Annotated in this window: 16 protein-coding genes; all 16 read left to right on the forward strand. The window is 48.0% G+C overall.

Translation table 11 applies throughout. The features are described 5' to 3' along the window. The first annotated feature begins 187 nt into the window (after positions 1-187). The 16 genes from G344_RS10345 to G344_RS0100520 all read left to right on the forward strand — a co-directional run bounded on the left by G344_RS10345 (position 188) and on the right by G344_RS0100520 (position 17,229). Positions 188-1,009: an FAD binding domain-containing protein gene (locus G344_RS10345; protein WP_051245609.1), complete on the forward strand. Its 822-nt coding sequence runs from the start codon at positions 188-190 to the stop codon at positions 1,007-1,009. After that, positions 1,000-1,455, forward strand: a complete 456-nt coding sequence (locus G344_RS0100445; protein ID WP_028254465.1) for a (2Fe-2S)-binding protein — start codon at positions 1,000-1,002, stop codon at positions 1,453-1,455. Before G344_RS10345 ends, G344_RS0100445 begins: the two co-directional genes overlap by 10 nt. Continuing rightward, a complete protein-coding gene (locus G344_RS0100450) occupies positions 1,452-3,731 on the forward strand; it encodes a xanthine dehydrogenase family protein molybdopterin-binding subunit (protein ID WP_028254466.1) in 2,280 nt (759 codons plus the stop codon). The genes G344_RS0100445 and G344_RS0100450 overlap by 4 nt, the downstream gene beginning before the upstream one ends. Positions 3,732-3,856: 125 nt before the next feature. Then, positions 3,857-4,618 carry a selenium cofactor biosynthesis protein YqeC gene (yqeC, locus tag G344_RS0100455; protein ID WP_028254467.1) on the forward strand — a complete coding sequence of 254 codons (762 nt, stop codon included), beginning with the start codon at positions 3,857-3,859 and terminating at the stop codon, positions 4,616-4,618. After that, complete coding sequence (locus G344_RS10350) at positions 4,609-5,217, forward strand: nucleotidyltransferase family protein (protein ID WP_051245610.1); 609 nt, start codon at positions 4,609-4,611, stop codon at positions 5,215-5,217. Before yqeC ends, G344_RS10350 begins: the two co-directional genes overlap by 10 nt. Further along, entirely contained in the window at positions 5,214-6,020 is an 807-nt protein-coding gene (gene yqeB, locus G344_RS0100465; protein ID WP_028254468.1) for a selenium-dependent molybdenum cofactor biosynthesis protein YqeB, read from the forward strand. The genes G344_RS10350 and yqeB overlap by 4 nt, the downstream gene beginning before the upstream one ends. Positions 6,021-6,055: 35 nt before the next feature. Beyond that, entirely contained in the window at positions 6,056-6,781 is a 726-nt protein-coding gene (locus G344_RS0100470) for an XdhC family protein (protein ID WP_028254469.1), read from the forward strand. After that, positions 6,771-7,094, forward strand: coding sequence for an XdhC family protein (locus G344_RS0100475; RefSeq protein ID WP_028254470.1), 324 nt, complete (start codon positions 6,771-6,773; stop codon positions 7,092-7,094). The genes G344_RS0100470 and G344_RS0100475 overlap by 11 nt, the downstream gene beginning before the upstream one ends. Before the next feature lie 108 nt (positions 7,095-7,202). Then, complete coding sequence (gene cdaA / locus G344_RS0100480; RefSeq protein WP_028254471.1) at positions 7,203-8,021, forward strand: diadenylate cyclase CdaA; 819 nt, start codon at positions 7,203-7,205, stop codon at positions 8,019-8,021. Continuing rightward, positions 8,018-8,974 carry a CdaR family protein gene (locus G344_RS0100485; RefSeq protein WP_051245612.1) on the forward strand — a complete coding sequence of 319 codons (957 nt, stop codon included), beginning with the start codon at positions 8,018-8,020 and terminating at the stop codon, positions 8,972-8,974. Before cdaA ends, G344_RS0100485 begins: the two co-directional genes overlap by 4 nt. After that, complete coding sequence (locus G344_RS0100490; RefSeq protein ID WP_028254473.1) at positions 8,958-10,559, forward strand: NAD(P)/FAD-dependent oxidoreductase; 1,602 nt, start codon at positions 8,958-8,960, stop codon at positions 10,557-10,559. Before G344_RS0100485 ends, G344_RS0100490 begins: the two co-directional genes overlap by 17 nt. Positions 10,560-10,572: 13 nt before the next feature. Further along, positions 10,573-11,928, forward strand: a complete 1,356-nt coding sequence (glmM, locus tag G344_RS0100495; protein WP_028254474.1) for a phosphoglucosamine mutase — start codon at positions 10,573-10,575, stop codon at positions 11,926-11,928. Between the two features lie 339 nt (positions 11,929-12,267). Further along, the gene (glmS, locus tag G344_RS0100505) at positions 12,268-14,100 is read left to right on the forward strand and encodes a glutamine--fructose-6-phosphate transaminase (isomerizing) (RefSeq protein ID WP_028254475.1); all 1,833 of its coding nucleotides are present in this window, start codon (positions 12,268-12,270) and stop codon (positions 14,098-14,100) included. A 168-nt stretch (positions 14,101-14,268) separates the two neighbouring features. After that, the gene (gene trpS, locus G344_RS0100510) at positions 14,269-15,255 is read left to right on the forward strand and encodes a tryptophan--tRNA ligase (protein ID WP_028254476.1); all 987 of its coding nucleotides are present in this window, start codon (positions 14,269-14,271) and stop codon (positions 15,253-15,255) included. A gap of 41 nt (positions 15,256-15,296) precedes the next feature. After that, the gene (locus G344_RS0100515; RefSeq protein WP_028254477.1) at positions 15,297-15,788 is read left to right on the forward strand and encodes a hypothetical protein; all 492 of its coding nucleotides are present in this window, start codon (positions 15,297-15,299) and stop codon (positions 15,786-15,788) included. 628 nt (positions 15,789-16,416) lie between these two features. After that, on the forward strand, positions 16,417-17,229 hold the full coding sequence (locus tag G344_RS0100520) for an amino acid ABC transporter substrate-binding protein (RefSeq protein ID WP_028254478.1): 813 nt from the start codon (positions 16,417-16,419) through the stop codon (positions 17,227-17,229). Positions 17,230-17,248 lie beyond the last annotated feature (19 nt).

Consider the following 17,248-nt stretch of genomic DNA (forward strand, 5'->3'; position numbering starts at 1 on the left):
CGTAAGTGAGAAGAAATAGCAAAATATATAGATATATACATAATGAGCATATTAAACTTTTAAAAATAACTATAGCTTATCAGTGAAACGTAAGTTATAATTATATTGAAGTAGTGAATAAAAGACTAATGTATATTAACTGTGGAAAGTTTGCTTGTGAATTAAGTAATGGTACAGGAGAAAAACGATGCTAACATGTGTGCGAATGCTACAACCGACGACGCTGGATGAGGCGTATGAATTGATTACGACACGGCATAAAACAGCGCCGCTATTGGCCGGAGGATGTTGGCTGCGCTTGGGAAAGCGCCAATGGCCGGCTGTTATTGACTTAACGGAATTAGAATTGGAATATATCGTAAAGGACGGCGATGAATACGCTATCGGAGCGATGACGACGCAGCGCGATGTGGAAACCTATGAAGCGTTTCAACATTTGGGCGGCGGCATATTGCCGCAGGCGCTGTCTTCCATTTTAGGTGTGCAGTTTAGAAATATGGCGACCATCGGTGGATCGGTGGCGGGACGCTTTGGATTTTCCGATATTATTCCGGCGCTGTTGGCACTCAAAGCAGATGTAGTACTTTATAAAGCGGGACGCATGTCCTTGGAAGACTATCTTACATATGACAAGCGGGATATTTTAATAGAGATCCGTATAAAATGCGAACAACCGGCGGTGGCTCTTGTGGCACTGCGCAAATCTGCTTCGGATTTTCCGTATTTGGTAGGTGCCATGCGTCATGATGCAGTAGGCTACAGTATTTATATCGGGGGTCGTCCCGGGGTAGCGGTAAAAGCAAAACGGGCAAGCAGTATTTTAACAGCCGGCAGAGAGAATGCGGTAGCCGAAGCCGGTGAAGCAGCAGCGGCAGAATTGTTCTTTGAAAGCAATTCCCATGCATCATCCTCGTATCGACAGGCGATGACAAAGGTGTTGATTGAACGATTATGGTATACGGTGACGACAGCAGGCGATAATGCAGGGGAGGTACCGGCATGGAAGTAACATTAACTATTAACGATAAAAAAATTAATATTGATATTGCGCAGGATGAAGCGTTGCTTACGACATTGCGCAATCTCGGATATTACAGTGTACGATGTGGTTGTGAAACGACAAATTGTGGATTGTGTACGGTATGGCTTGACGGCAAGACGATTTTATCTTGTGCGTACCCGACTTTCCGTGCCGTAGGACATAGCATTACTACTTTGGAAGGATTGGCGGATGAAGCGGCCTATCTCGGCGAGTGCCTGGCTTCGGAAGGAGCGGATCAATGCGGTTATTGCACGACGGGTATGATGATGAGTGCTATGGCGTTGAAACGTGAAAAGGAAAATCCTACAGACGAAGATATTAAAGCGTTCTTAAAAGGAAATCTTTGCCGTTGTACCGGCTATGAATCGCAGCTAAGGGGCATTCGCAAATACTTGAGAGGAGACGAGGTATGAAACACGTTGGCAAGGGATATAAAAAAATAGATTCCGCTATGATTCTCAGCGGTCGTGCCGTATATACAGAAGATTTAGTACCGGCTCATGCATTGGTTATTAAAGTATTGCGCAGCCCTCATGCATTCGCGCGTATCGTGACAATTGATACGGCAGCGGCGATGCGCGTTCCCGGAGTAGTAGCCATTTATACATATAAGGATGTGCCGCAGCGGCGATTTACCTTGGCCGGGCAAAGTTATCCGGAACCGTCTGCGTATGATAAGTTATTGTTGGAGCCTTTGGTGCGTTATGTTGGTGATGAAGTGGCCTTTGTGGTAGCAGAATCGGAAAAGGCAGCCAAGCAGGCGATGTGGCTTATCAAGGTAACCTACGAAGTATTGGATCCGGTTCTTGATATTCATACGGCTTTAGATCATCCGAGCGTAGTACATCCGGAAGAGGATTTACATTACAATTTCCCTGTAGGCGGAGATCCGAAACGAAATTTAGCCTGCTCGTATAACCATGTGGTAGGCGATGTTGAAGGAGAACTGGCAAAATGCGATTATGTGGTGGAAGAAACCTATTTTGACCAAGCTGCTTCGCAAACGGCGATGGAAACATTCCGTACGTTTTGTACCATTGACCAATTCGGACGATTGGTATGTACCAGCTCGACGCAGATTCCTTTCCACGTGCGTCGTCATATTGCGCATGCTCTTGATATTCCGGCCAGCAAGGTGCGCGTGATTAAGCCGCGTATCGGCGGTGGTTTCGGTTCAAAGCAAACTGCTTGTACCGAACTTATTTGTGCCTTTGTCACTTGGACGTTAAAAAAGCCGGCAGTTCTTATTTTGGATCGCAAGGAAGCCATGAACTGTTCGACCAGCCGTCATGCCAGAGAGTGGAAGGTGCGCCTAGGTGCAACGAAAGACGGCATCATTCAGGTGATTGACATGGTGGCCATATCCGATGCCGGCGCATACGGTACGCATGCATTTACTACCTTTACTGCCGGCGAGCATAAGTCGGTGCCGCTGTACAATAAAGGGAAGGCAGTACGCTACAGCTCTAACATCGTGTATACCAATCATATGCCGGGTGGTGCTTTCCGTGGTTATGGTGCAACGGAAGCCTTGTGGCCTTTGGAATGTGCGGTAACAAAGCTGGCGAAGAAGATGGGCATAGATGAAATTGAGCTGCGGGAGAAAAATTTAATCAATGTAGGCGAAACATCTTTGGTGTACGCTCCGGATGAGGTATTGGAATCCGGTAATCTCAAGGAAGCTATTGCGAAGGTAAAGACTATGGCGCGTTGGGATGAACGTCCGAAAAGTTGGCAAATTGATGAGCATCATCGTGGCGGCTTGGGAATTGCTTTGGCTTTTCAAGGATCGGGGATTGCCAACATTGATAATGCTACCGTGGAAATTCGTTTGAACGATGAAGGCAATTATATTTTATACACCGGATCTACGGATATGGGTACTGGTTCCAACACGGTACTGTTGCAGATGGCTTGTGAAGTATTGGGATGCCCTATGGAAGCGATGAGTTGTTACGAAGCGGATACGGATGTAGTGCCTTTCGATCCGGGTTCATATGCATCGAGTACAACCTACGTAACCGGGACAGCGGCCAAGCTGGCAGCGGAGGAGTTACGTCAAAAAATTATGCAGCAGTTTGCTACGCTGCTGGAAACAGATACAGCCAATATAGATTTTGATGGATTGACAGCGCGCACCTTGGATGACGGTCGCACTATGACGACAAAAGAAATGACGGCGAAGTTGTCCGTAGGACCGACGTACGGTCAGCTCAGTGCAACAGCTACCTTTGGCAGTCATACATCACCGCCGCCGTTTATGGCCAGTATTGCGGAAGTAAGTGTGGATACCCAAACGGGACAGGTAGTGCCTATTGAATTTTATTCCGTAGTAGATTGCGGTACGATCGTAAATCCGACGTTGGCTAAGGTACAGGCGGAAGGCGGTATTGTGCAAGGTATCGGTATGGCTCTTTATGAAGAAGTTCGGTATTCTCAGGCGGGGCAATTGGAAACCAATAACTTTATGTTATATAAGATACCGGATCGTACCGATACAGGTAAAGTGACGGTGGATTTTGTAGAGTCCTATGAGCCGACGGGGGCTTTCGGAGTAAAGTCTATCGGTGAAGTAGTTATCAATACGTCATGCCCGGCTATTCAAGGCGCCATTCTTAATGCATGCGGTGCAGAACCGACCGAATTACCTATGATTCCTGAGGTTGTTTTTGAAGCTATGCATAAATAACAACACATTAATCATCCTTATGGGAGTATAATAAAGGGGAGCTTACTGCGTAAACGGCTTAACGCGCCGCGCACGCTTGCACAGGTATAGGCAGGTTTGTTGGTTTGCAGTGAGGAGGCACAGCTATGACCATGACACAGGCAAAGCATTGGAACGCACTTATCGCACCGGGAATTACATCTATTGTCGGTGCCGGCGGTAAGACGACGGTATTATCTAAATTGGTGGAGTACGGTCGTTTGCAAGGCCAACCTACATTGGTAACAACGACGACTAAACTGTACGAATCACAGGTAGCGCAGTGGAATCCGTACTACGGTGAGGATTTTAATCGCGCCGATGAGCTTTGTACGGCAGCGGTTCATCAAGGTCGTTGTGCCGCTTGGTTCGGTGGTATAGACGGAACAAAGGTTACGGCATTGTCATCAAGACAAATCGATGATATGCACAAGGTACATCCGAATTGGCAAATTTTGGTGGAAGCGGACGGAGCCCGTGAAAAATGGTTGAAGGCACCGAAGGAAACGGAACCGGTTATTCCCAAAGAAACAACAATGACCATAGGTGTTATTAACTTGCAAATGTTGGGACAAGCTATCGATGAAGAGCATGTACATAACATGGCTGAAGTATCGGAGGTTATGGAGCGTTGTGTCGGAGCTGTAGTTACACCGCATATGCTGGCACGCTTGGTATTGCATCCGCACGGTCTTTTTCAGTACAGTCGCGGACGCAAAATCTTGTTCGGCACCGGCTATGATACGGTGCAGCATCGCATGATTGATGCCTTCTTGGACTGCTTGGCCGGTGCGACTATTGATGGGATTGTCCTCGCTGACGGCTATAAGGCGAGCTGTGAAATTAGGCGGCATATCCAATGTCGTTAGGTGTGGTGGTATTGGCGGCCGGTTTGTCATCGCGCATGGGACGTTGCAAAGCACTGTTGCCATGGCGAAACGGTACCGTACTGGATGCGGTGTTGGCAGCATTTACGGATTTGCCGATGCAAAGTGAACGAATACTGGTAGTAGGTCGTGACCGAGCAACGATGGAGCCCATCGCTACTCGGCACGGCTTTTGTACGGTAGAAAATCTTTGTCCCGAAGACGGTCAGGCCTCCTCATTGCGACAAGGGGTGGCGACTCTGGGCGAGGTAGACGGTATTCTTTGTGCCGTTGCGGATCAACCACTACTGGAGGCACGGTATATACGGCGCATGGTCGATGTGTTCGGTAAGCACGGCGGCAACAGACAACGGATTGTTTGTCCGCAATACGGTGATACGAGAGGTGGCAATCCGGTTATCTTCGGCGCTTCATGGCGCGAGGACTTAATGAAGGTGACCGGTGATGTAGGCGGTCGCGCAATTGTGCGCGGCAAGGGTAAGTCGTATGTGAGTTATTGTCCCTTACCGGCCGAGGTAGGTTGCGATCTCGATACACCGGAGGAATATGCAAAGATGTATCGATTATGGGGTAAACTATGAAACCATTAGTATTAGTCAGAGGCGGAGGCGATATTGCTTCCGGCTCTATTTATCGCCTGAAACGAGCAGGCTTTCCGGTGGTAGTCAGTGAGATTGCCATTCCGACTATGATTCGCCGCGATGTGTGTTACGGCAATGCCGTTCATTTAGGCGAGATGATTTTAGAACGATTAACAGCGCGTCATATGACCTTGGCTGAAGCAAGGCAACTGATTGATAGCGGGGATGCTGTTATTCCCGTAGTGACGGAGCCGTATGAGCGAATCTTGGATACGCTGCAACCGACGATTGTGGTGGATGCCATTTTGGCAAAACGCAATATAGGCACGCGTAATGATGATGCGGAACTCGTCATCGGTTGCGGACCGGGATTTACTGCCGGTGATGACGTAGATGTGGTGATCGAAACTATGCGCGGTCATACATTGGGACGGTGTATTTACGAAGGCACCGCCTTACCTAATACGGGGGTGCCCGGTAATGTGGGCGGTTATACGACGGAACGGGTTATGCACTCACCGTGTGACGGGCTTTTTACGGCACGTCGTCATATCGGAGAAGAAGTTGAAGCCGGTGAAGTCGTAGGCTATGTGGATAAAGAACCTGTGAAGGCAAAGATTCGCGGCATCCTGCGCGGTATTTTAACCAGCGGACTTATGGTGACCAAAGGTTTTAAGTTGGCCGATGTGGATGCGCGATGTGAAGAGTTCCATTGCTATACGATTTCAGATAAGGCGTTGGCCGTGGCCGGCGGTGTAATGGAAGCGATTACTGCGTGGCAGGCGGAGCGGGAACGGTGTTGACGAAAACAGACATTTACGAGGAAAGAGGTTATAGGATGACAATGTATGATGTAATGAAGCAGCAACTGGATAGAGATGAGGCTTCGTGGATCGTGACGGTAGTGTCCGGCCCTCGCCGGGGTGATAAGGTAGTATACGGTGCAGACGGTACCGTTTTATACGGCCAGTCCATTGAAGGCTTTACGTTGGACAGCAATTTACAGAATCAAATTGTGCGCGTCGGCGCAACGGAATGCTTTGTGGAACCGGTGGAAAAAGATCCGGAAGTATTGGTACTCGGTGCCGGCCATGTAAGTCGTTGCATTGCGGATATGTTGCTGTTCATCGGTTGCCATGTGACGGTGGTAGATGATCGCAGCGAGTATTTGCGCGAAGACTTTTTCGACAGTCGGGTTAAACGCATTTGCATGGATTTTCGCGAATTGAAAGGAAACTTGCCGCTTACTTCCTACAACGGTATCATCATTGTTACCCGTGCTCACGAATATGACAGTATATGCTTGAATCAATTGCGCGAGTTACTGCCTACGTACATGGGTGTCATGGGTAGCCATAAGCGTATCTTCCACGCCTTTGAAGCATTAAAGGCGGAAGGCTGGACACAGCAGGAATTAGATATGATTTACGGTCCTATCGGTCTTGAAATCGGAGCGGAAACGCCGGAAGAAATTGCTCTTTCCATTGTCAGCGAATACCTGGCGGTTACGCGAGGCAAGCAAGGAAGGTTTTTGTCGAGAAAGGGGCTAAAGTATGAAGCGTGAATTTATTGAATATTTACAAGCACGGCCCGAGAGTACCTTAGCTGTTGCGACAATCTTAAAGACAGAAGGCTCCACACCACGCAAAGCGGGGACGACTATGATTGTTCATCCGGATGGATCCATTTTCGGCACCATCGGTGGTGGGCGTGCAGAAAATGAAATACGCCTCAGCGCATTGGATGCATTGATGAAAAAGGAAGCGTTTCGTCGTATCGATGTGGACCTCAATGATGATGTGGCCATGAAGGAAGGGATGGTCTGCGGTGGTCATCTTGATGTGTGGATTGAAACGCAGAACGCCGGTGTGCAGTGATAAATTTGGTTTTACACCATACATAAAATAGTATAGAATGAAGGGTATAAGCGTATAGACGCTATACCCTTCTTTTTTTACGAGTATCCTCATAGGAGGTTTCATATAATGTCGCTTCAATTTCAAGGATTGATTCAAACATTTCGGGTCGGCGATTTTTTCGATATCCTTTGCGTGGCCGTAATATTTTATTTCTTGTACAAACAAATAAAGGATACCCGCGCCATGGCTCTCTTAAAGGGCTTGGCAGTGCTGCTGGTTATTAATGTCATCAGCCGTTTCTTTGATTTGCACGTAGTGAGCTGGCTCCTCAGCCAAGGTATGACAGTTCTTCTTGTTGCCTTGCCGGTCGTATTCCAACCGGAACTCAGACGCGCGCTGGAACAGCTAGGGCGCGGACGATTATTGGCTAAGAAGGTGGATGCCAGCGAAGCGGAAATCGAAAGCATGGTGGGCGAAGTCGTAGCGGCGGCGAAGGTTATGTCGCGCGAACGCATTGGTGCGCTCATCGTATTCGAACGCGAAGTAGGTCTCGGCGAAATTATCGATACTGGCATTGATATTGACGGTAAAGTATCACGAGAATTGTTAAATAATATTTTTATTCCCAATACACCGCTGCATGACGGTGCCGTAGTTATTCGCAATAATCGGATTATGGCGGCGGCTTGCTTATTGCCGTTGACGCAGCAGCGTACGCTTAGTACGGAATTGGGTACGCGCCATCGTGCCGCTATCGGTCTCAGTGAACAGGCCGATGCTATCGTATTGGTAGTCAGTGAAGAAACCGGTAAGATTTCCTATACATACGGCGGACATATTTACCGTAATTTAACGGAAGAAAAGCTGCGTGAAGCGTTGCGTACGTTCCTGGATAAGCCAAAATCGGCCTTTTCCTTCGTTAAAACATGGAGGTGGGGCAAATGATGCGATTGCTGCGTAAAATGCAAAACAACTGGGTAGCCAAAGTATTGTCCTTCCTCGGAGCGGTACTGATGTGGTTTTATGTTATGAAGGAACAAAATCCGATTACCGATGCTACCTATACAGTACCTGTCCATGTACAGAATCTTAGCGATAAATACGTAGTAGAAGATATTCCGAAGCAGGTTATCGTTCATTTGCGAGGGCCTCGTAATGCCATTTTGGCTTTGGCGCAAAACTCTTTACGGGCGTATGTTGATTTAGGAGATATTTCACCGGGACAGCAAAATGTACCGATTCAGTTTGTATCGCCCAGTGGCTTGGCACTGGTAAGCATGACCCCGGACAATGCGACGATTTCCGTGGATGAATATATGGTTAAGGAATTTCCCGTAGAAGTGCAACAGCTGGGGAAGGTGGCTGATGATATTGCGGTGAAGAAAATCAGCACCGTGCCGAAGGTGGTATCCGTCAGCGGCCCTAAGCGGTTGGTGGCAACGGTGTCGCATGTGCTGTTAAAAGTAAATATGGTGGACCGCAAAAGCAACTTCACTTCATCCGGCGTTATCACGGCAGTGAATGCAGCCGGCGGTGTTGTAGACGGAGTGACCATTACGCCGCGCCAAGGGCAGGCACAATTGGAATTGGAACAAATCCGCTTTGAAAAGAATTTGCCCGTTACGGTAAGCACGGTCGGTGAAGTACCGGCCGGTTATGTAGTGCGCAGTATTACCGTCGATCCGCAGCAGGCCATCGTAAGCGGTAAGGAAAGTGCTATTGGAGGACTTTCGGAAATCAGAACCGTGGATATTCCTTTGCAAAATGCAACGGAAACCTTTGCCGGCGATTATGAGCTTCGGCAGGAGGACGGTATGACGGCAGTGCCTACTCGCGTACATGTAACAGTCGATATACGAAAAAAATTATTAGGAGATACAAATGCTAAGAGTCATTAATTTTAGGGTTAATGTAAAAGCGCAGAAAGATTTGACGGCGCTGTTGGAGAAAAAATATCCCCCCTTGTGCGGCCGCATTCGGACGGTGCATGTTGTACGCCGAGCTGTGGATGCGCGCAAGAAACCGCTGATTACCTTCGTGTATACATTGTTCCTGGAGGTCAATGACGAAGAGACAGTGTTAAGAAAATTAAGTCGTGACAAAAATATAAGTGCCATGCAACCGGAAGAGCCGGAAGCGATTGTACACGGTACGAAGAAGCTACAGCATCGACCGGTGGTCATCGGCTTTGGACCGGCCGGTATGCTGGCAGCGTTTTACTTGGCGCGCGAAGGCTATCAACCGATCGTGCTGGAACGTGGACAGGACGTGGATACGCGGACGAAGGATGTAGAAGAGTTTTGGACGCACGGTCATTTTAAGGCGGAGTCCAACGTACAATTTGGCGAAGGCGGTGCCGGCACCTTTTCGGACGGCAAGCTGACGACGCGAGTAACGCATCCAAGACTTCATGAAATTGCGCAATACTTTGTAGAGTTTGGTGCACCGCAGGAAATTTTATTTAAGCATAAGCCTCATGTAGGCACCGATATTTTACGCGGTATGGTAAAGGGCATGCGTGAGCAAATTATTGCGTGGGGCGGTGATGTGCGGTTCGGCGCGAAGGTGACGGACTTGCGCTTGGAAAATGGAAAAGTGGCGGCAGTCGTAGTTAACGATGATGAAGTGATTCCCGCTTCGGTTGTTCTCATGGGCATCGGTCATAGTGCGCGCGACACTTACGAAATGTTATATCGACGCGGCGTGGGAATGGAAAGCAAGCCCTTTGCGGTAGGTGTTCGCATTGAGCATCCGCAACATGTTATCGATGTATCACAGTACGGTGTGGAGCCGGCGGAGTTGGGATTGGGTGCGGCCGAATATTCTGTGGTGTACCACGATAAGGAAACCGGTCGTACGGCATATAGCTTTTGTATGTGTCCGGGCGGTCAAGTCGTAGCCAGTGCGTCGGAAGACAATCATGTGGTTACGAATGGCATGAGCCTGTATGCGCGGGACAGCGGTGTGGCGAACAGTGCCGTGGTAGTAACGGTAGGCCCTGATGATTTCGGTGAGCATCCCTTGGCAGGGGTAGCGTTCCAACGAGAATGGGAAGCAAAGGCCTTTGAATTGGGTGGACGAAATTATTGTGCGCCGATTCAGACCGTAGGCGACTTTTTGAATCATACAAAAGGCAATATACCTGAGACGGCGGTACATAGTTACACACCCGGTGTGGTGCCGGCCGATTTGCATGACTGCTTGCCCATCTATGTAACGAGTGTTATGGAGCGAGCGTTACCGTATTTTGGACGTCGCATCAAAGGATTTGATGCACCGGAGGTATGTATGACCGGTGTAGAAACAAGAACATCTTCGCCGCTGCGAATACAGCGTGATGATGATAGAGTATCGCCCACGACCAGTGGGATGTATCCGATGGGCGAAGGAGCCGGATATGCCGGCGGAATTATGAGTGCAGCTTTGGACGGCGCGGAAACAGCGATTCGCATTATGGCGGAATATGCGCCGTTGGCACTATAGGAGGAATGAAAAGATGGCAAGATTATTTGGTACTGACGGTGTTAGAGGTGTAGTTAACGAATTTTTGACACCGGAGTTAGCCTATCATTTGGGACGTGCGGCAGCCGCTCATTTCGGAGAATCCAAAGAACGACCGGTCTTTTTAATCGGCCGCGATACCCGTATATCCGGTGCTATGCTTGAAAGTGCACTGGCCGCCGGCATCTGCTCGGTAGGTGGTGATGTGGTTATTGCCGGAGTCATCCCTACACCGGGGGTAGCGTATTTGGTACGCAAACACGGTTGGGATGCAGGGGTTGTTATTTCCGCATCGCACAATAAATTCCCGGATAACGGTATCAAGTTTTTTGACAGCAAAGGATTTAAATTGCCCGATGCGGTAGAAGATGAACTGGAAGTGTTGTGCCGCAAAAGCGGTGAAAACGAATTACCGCGACCGGTGGCAGAGCATGTGGGACGCATTCATTGGGACAGCTCGCTGGCTCATGAATACGCTCGCTTTGTACAGTCTACCGTTGATGTATCCTTAGAAGGATTACGCGTTGTGTATGACGGGGCCAACGGAGCGGCTTCCATGGTAGGTCCGGAAGTATTGCGCGGCTTAGGTGCCGAAGTGATTGCTATCAATGTGGATCCGGATGGGGTGAACATTAACGAAAATGCCGGCTCCACACATTTGGAAGGACTTCAGGCAAGAGTGGTTGCCGAAGGTGCGCAGGTGGGGATTGCCAATGATGGTGATGCGGACCGTTGCTTGTTGGTGGATGAAACGGGGACGGCTCTTGATGGCGATCAGATTATGCTACTCTGCGCGCGTCATCTCAAAGAACAGGGCAAGCTGAAAGACGATATGATTGTGGGCACCGTTATGAGCAACATCGGATTCCACAAAGCGGCGCACGAACTGGGAATGCGTACCTTTGCTACTGCTGTAGGCGATCGCTATGTATTGGAAAAAATGCGCGAAGAAGGGTATTCTATCGGTGGCGAACAATCCGGTCATGTTATTTTCTTGGATTATAATTCTACCGGTGACGGTTTGCTTACTGCTGTACAGATGCTGTCCATTATGAAGGAAACGGGCAAGCCTTTATCGGAATTGGCCGGCATTATGACAAAATATCCGCAGCTGCTTATCAATGTGCGTGTTCTCACAAAGACGGGGTGGGAAGAAAATCCTCTTATTCAGGCAGAAATTTCCGAAGCCTCTCGTGAGCTTGGCGAAAACGGTCGCGTGTTGGTACGTCCGTCCGGCACAGAACCGTTGATTCGCGTTATGGCCGAAGGTCCGGACCAAGCACAATTGGAACGTTTATGTCAAACCATCGCCGACTGCATCGGTCGCGAACAAGGCTTGGCAGAAGATTAATATAGCGGAAGAGCTGCTTTCCTCGGAAGGTGGCTCTTCTTTACAATGTAGGGGACTATCATTTATAATATACCGTATAGCAGTGCGCCCCTGGGGGCAGGCTATTAGATCTGTCGAAGCAAATGATGAGGAGGTAACGGAATTCGTAACAGCGAATAGCGCAAGTACTGAACGGAGACAGACGATTTCAGTAGACGAGGTAGAGGAGTATCGAAGTGTCAGCGGATGCCTCTCGGCCCGACAGGGTCGTCAGCGAAACAGCAAAGACCGATGGTGACATCGGAGACAAAGGGTTTCGCAGAAAAAAGTACATACGCAATAACAAGGAGGAATAACACCATGTGTGGTATTGTTGGATATATCGGCTTTGAAAATGCCGCCGATTTTATGTTAGAAGGATTGTCGAAGCTGGAGTATCGCGGCTACGATTCGGCAGGGATTGCCGTTATCGGTCCTGATAATGTAATAAAAGTGCAGAAAAAGGTAGGCCGTTTGGCCAACTTGGAAGCCGTTGTTAAGGCAGATCCGAACCCGGGACATGTGGGTATCGGTCATACTCGTTGGGCTACTCACGGTCGTCCGTCGGATATGAATGCGCATCCGCATACGGATGCTAAGGGCTTGTTTGCTGTTGTTCACAACGGTATTGTAGAAAATTACTTGCCCATCAAAGAAGAATTGATTGCCAAAGGCTATGAATTCAAATCGGAAACCGATACGGAAGTAGTCGCTCATTTATTGGCAGACTTGTATGACGGGGATTTCGAAGGAACTGTACGCCGGATGCTAGACCGCATTGAAGGTTCTTATTCCTTGGTAATTACCTGTGCCGACGATCCGTCCCGTATTATTTGTACGAAGCAGGATAATCCGCTCGTTATCGGTCTTGGCAAAGGAGAAAACTTTATTGCCTCCGATATTCCGGCCATTATCAATCGCACGCGGGATACATATATTTTGAATGATGGCGAAGTAGCCATCGTAACGGCAGACTCCGTAGCAATCAGTGACCGTGCGGGACATCCGATAGAAAAAGAAATTTATCATGTAACATGGAATGCGGAAGCAGCCGAAAAAGGCGGCTACGAACATTTTATGCTCAAGGAAATCTACGAACAGCCGAAGGCCATTCGCGATACCTTGACAGGTCGTATTTCCAAAGACAATACGGAAGTAGTTTACGAAGAATTGAACTGGACGCCGGACGATGTAGCTTCCATTAACCGCGTACTTATTACGGCATGCGGTACAGCATATCATGCCGGCTTGGTAGCAAAATACTATATCGAACAGTTGGCGCGCATCCCGGTGGAAGTGGATATTGCCTCCGAATACCGGTATCGTAATCCGTTAACCGATAAGAATACCTTGGCTATCGTTATCAGTCAGTCCGGTGAAACCAGCGACACCTTGGCAGCATTGAAGGAAGCGAAACGCTTAGGTGCCCGGACATTGGCCATTACCAATGTGGTAGGTTCGTCCATATCCCGTGAAGCGGATCAAGTTATTTATACATGGGCCGGTCCGGAAATTGCCGTAGCGTCGACGAAAGCTTATACGACACAGCTGGTAGCACTTTTACTGCTGGCCGTATACTTGGGTCAGCTTAACGGCAAACTGGACAGCGGTTTGGCACAGCGTATTCTGACAGACCTACATAAATTGCCGACGTTGTGTCATGAAATCTTTGAAGGTGTAGATGATATTAAATCCTTTGCCCGTAACTATGGTTTCCGTGAAGATGCCTTCTTCTTGGGACGCTCTATTGACTACGCCGTAGCGATGGAAGGCTCCTTGAAGTTGAAGGAAATTTCTTATATTCATGCGGAAGCATATGCAGGCGGTGAATTGAAGCATGGCACCTTAGCGCTTATCGAAGAAGGCGTGCCGGTTATCGGGTTGGCAACGCAGGAAGATGTGCGCGAAAAAATGATGAGCAACATCAAGGAAGTAAAAGCGCGCGATGCCGTTGTTATCGGTGTCGGTGTAGACGGTGATACGGAACTGGCTAAATACGTGGATCATACGATTTTCGTACCGAAGGCCGACAAATATACGGTGCCGATTTTAGCGGTTATTCCGTTGCAGCTATTGGCTTATTATGCAGCGATTACGCGCGGTGCTGATGTAGATAAGCCGCGTAATTTGGCAAAATCCGTAACCGTAGAATAAGCATAGCAGTATAGTACGTGCGTCCGACTGCGGACCATATGAATATGGGAGTGGCCGAAGTGTGGTCGCTCCCTTTTTTGCATGGCCCTCGTGGGTTGGGCGACACATCAGTAGATAAAAGTAAGGAAAGAGCGCGCTCATCAGTGCGTGGATACTAGGAGGTTTGTAATGGCAGTAATATTTTCGGGCATTCAGCCCAGCGGCGAATTGACATTAGGTAACTATTTGGGGGCTCTTCGCAATTTCTTGGATTATCAGGATGATAACGAATGCTATTATTGCATTGTTAATCAGCATGCGATTACAGTGCCTCAGGATCCGAAAGAATTATTTGAAAATACTCGTAAATTGGCAGCATTGTATTTGGCAGTTGGCTTAGATCCGAAGAAGGTTACGCTTTTCGTACAATCCGAAGTACCGGAGCATGCTAAGCTGGGATGGGTGATGAACACCATCAGCTACGTAGGCGAATTGGAACGCATGACGCAGTACAAGGATAAATCTCAAAAGCGCGGTGATTCGATTCCGGCAGGTCTTCTTACCTATCCGCCGTTAATGGCTGCCGATATTTTGCTGTACCAAACCAATTATGTGCCGGTCGGCGAAGATCAGCGTCAGCATATGGAATTGACTCGCGACCTGGCGCAGCGCTTTAACCGCGTATACGGTGAGGTCTTTACTATTCCGGAAATAAAAACCGGTATCGGCGGTGCTCGCGTTATGAGCTTGCAAGAGCCGACAAAGAAAATGAGCAAGTCCGATGACAATCAGCTGGCTACGATCCGTTTGTTAGATGATGAAAAGACGATTGTCAAGAAAATCAAACGAGCGCAAACCGACTCGGATAATTCCGTTCATTACGATAAGGAAAATAAACCGGGCATTTCTAACTTGATGGGCATTTACGCAGCCATTACCAAAACGCCGTACGAAACCATCGAAAGCGAATATGCCGGCAAGGGATACGGTGTGTTCAAGAAGGATGTAGCCGATTTAATCGTCGGTGCGTTGGTACCGATTCAAACTCGTTACAATGAATTAATCAACAGTCCGGAGCTGGATACGATTCTTGACGAAGGGGCGGCAAAGGCACATGAAAAGGCGGCTAAAACCTATCGCCAGGTAGAATTGGCCATGGGATTGCATCGTAAATAAGCGACAATCGGGATCGTAAGACCAAGGGAGGCGACAAAGCTATGGATAAAGCAGCGGTGGAGCGGCGGTTTCCTTGTGGTGAAGTGGAGGAATATATAACAAACTATAAGGTAGTCATCATAATCATGCGTCTGTTTTATCTGGCTTTGGCGATGTGGGCCTTTTGGCACTCCCGACATGGCGACATCTGGAACCATCTTATGATTGACTATATTGTCATCGTCTTTTGCCTGTGGCGGATACATCATCAAGGCGATCCGGTGGTGTATATCTGTAATAAAGGGATTGTCATACGGCGAAAGGCGGCAGATTTTTTTGAACGCATTGATATGGTTTGGGATGTAGAAAAATATTATAATTATATACCTTACGGCAACATTGTAGGCTTTACGGCCAACTGGGAAGAAATTCATGTGGCTAACCTCAATGACGGTGGTCTCATGATCATATCGGTGGACCTTCAGTTTTTGCGTTACGCCGATAAAATGCGTTTGCTATCCATCATCGATGATAGAGGGCATAAGGATGATTAAAAAAAGAGTTACCCTGTTCTGACAGTCATAGGTAATCGATACTATGTCTGTGGCGGGGGGGCTCTTTTTATTTTTATGAAGAACAAAAATGTAAGACTTTACTACAAATGATTAGACAGGAGGAACCATTAGACAGTACAAACCATTAGATGGTACAAATCATTAGTCGGTATAATTCGCAATGCATGTGATGATGTACCTAGCGATACAGAAGTGATACGAGAGGGAGACGCAAACCGATACGCACGGCGATACGCAAGAGAGACGCACGGTGATACGCAAGAGAGACGCACACCGATACGCACAACGGTACGCACACCGATACGCACGCCGATACCATTCTTAAACTAAACAAAACAAAACTAAACAGTAGGAAAGAAAACCATCAAAGAAAGGAGAGCGCGGTCTGAAAAAAGAATCTTTTATTTTTCTCTTTACAACTTTATTGAAGTAAAGTATAATAGGCCCATGAGTTAAACAAGAGACGCTCTGGCAGCAAAGAATTCGTTCGGTAGTAATGAAAGATGTTTGCTCATCCAACACTACCGAGCGGCTAAGCGGTGAGAGGAAGGATTGCCTTGTCTACAAAGGTAATCGTATGAGATGAAGAAAAGGGAGTGTGACCATCATGAATTGGAAAAAAGTAGTGACATTAGGTATGGCAGCGTTGACATTGGTAGCGTTTACCGCCGGTTGCGGCAGTGATACGAATAAGGCGGATACGCAGACGTTGCCGAAAAAGATTGTTATCGGTCTTGACGACAACTATCCGCCTATGGGATTCCGCGATGAAAAAGGTAATCTCGTAGGCTTTGATATTGATATGGCGAAGGAAGCGGCCAAGCGAGCAGGCATGGAAGTAGAATTCAAACCTATCGACTGGGACAGCAAGGAAGCGGAATTGAAGAGTAAGCACATTGATGTTCTCTGGAACGGTCTTACGGTAACGGAAGAACGCAAACAGAACATGGCATTTACCAAACCGTATTTGAAAGATAAACAAATCATCGTAGTCAGAAAGGATTCTCCGATTAACTCCAAGGAACAGTTGGAAGGTAAAATCGTAGGCACGCAGCAGGGCAGTACCGGTGAAACGGTAATGGAAAAGGATCCGTTCACTAAAAAAATTAAAGAAGTGAAAAAATACGGTGACTATGTAAATGCGTTTATGGATCTTAAATTAGGTCGTATCGATGCCATGGTTGTAGACGGCATCGTAGGTAACTATACAATGAGTAAAGAACCCGGCGAATTCCGTGCGGTAACGGGCAGTGATTACGGCTCCGAAGATAATGCTATCGGCCTTCGCAAGGAAGATACGGCATTGCGTGAAAAACTGAACAGCATCTTAGGCGACATGATGAAAGACGGCACAGCAGATAAGCTGGCAGAAAAATGGTTCGGCACATCTGCGTTGCTCGACAAAGATGCCTATAAATAAAATGGCAGTACCCAAGCGT

This window comes from Veillonella magna DSM 19857, assembly GCF_000428745.1.
Classification (GTDB): domain Bacteria; phylum Bacillota; class Negativicutes; order Veillonellales; family Veillonellaceae; genus Veillonella_A; species Veillonella_A magna.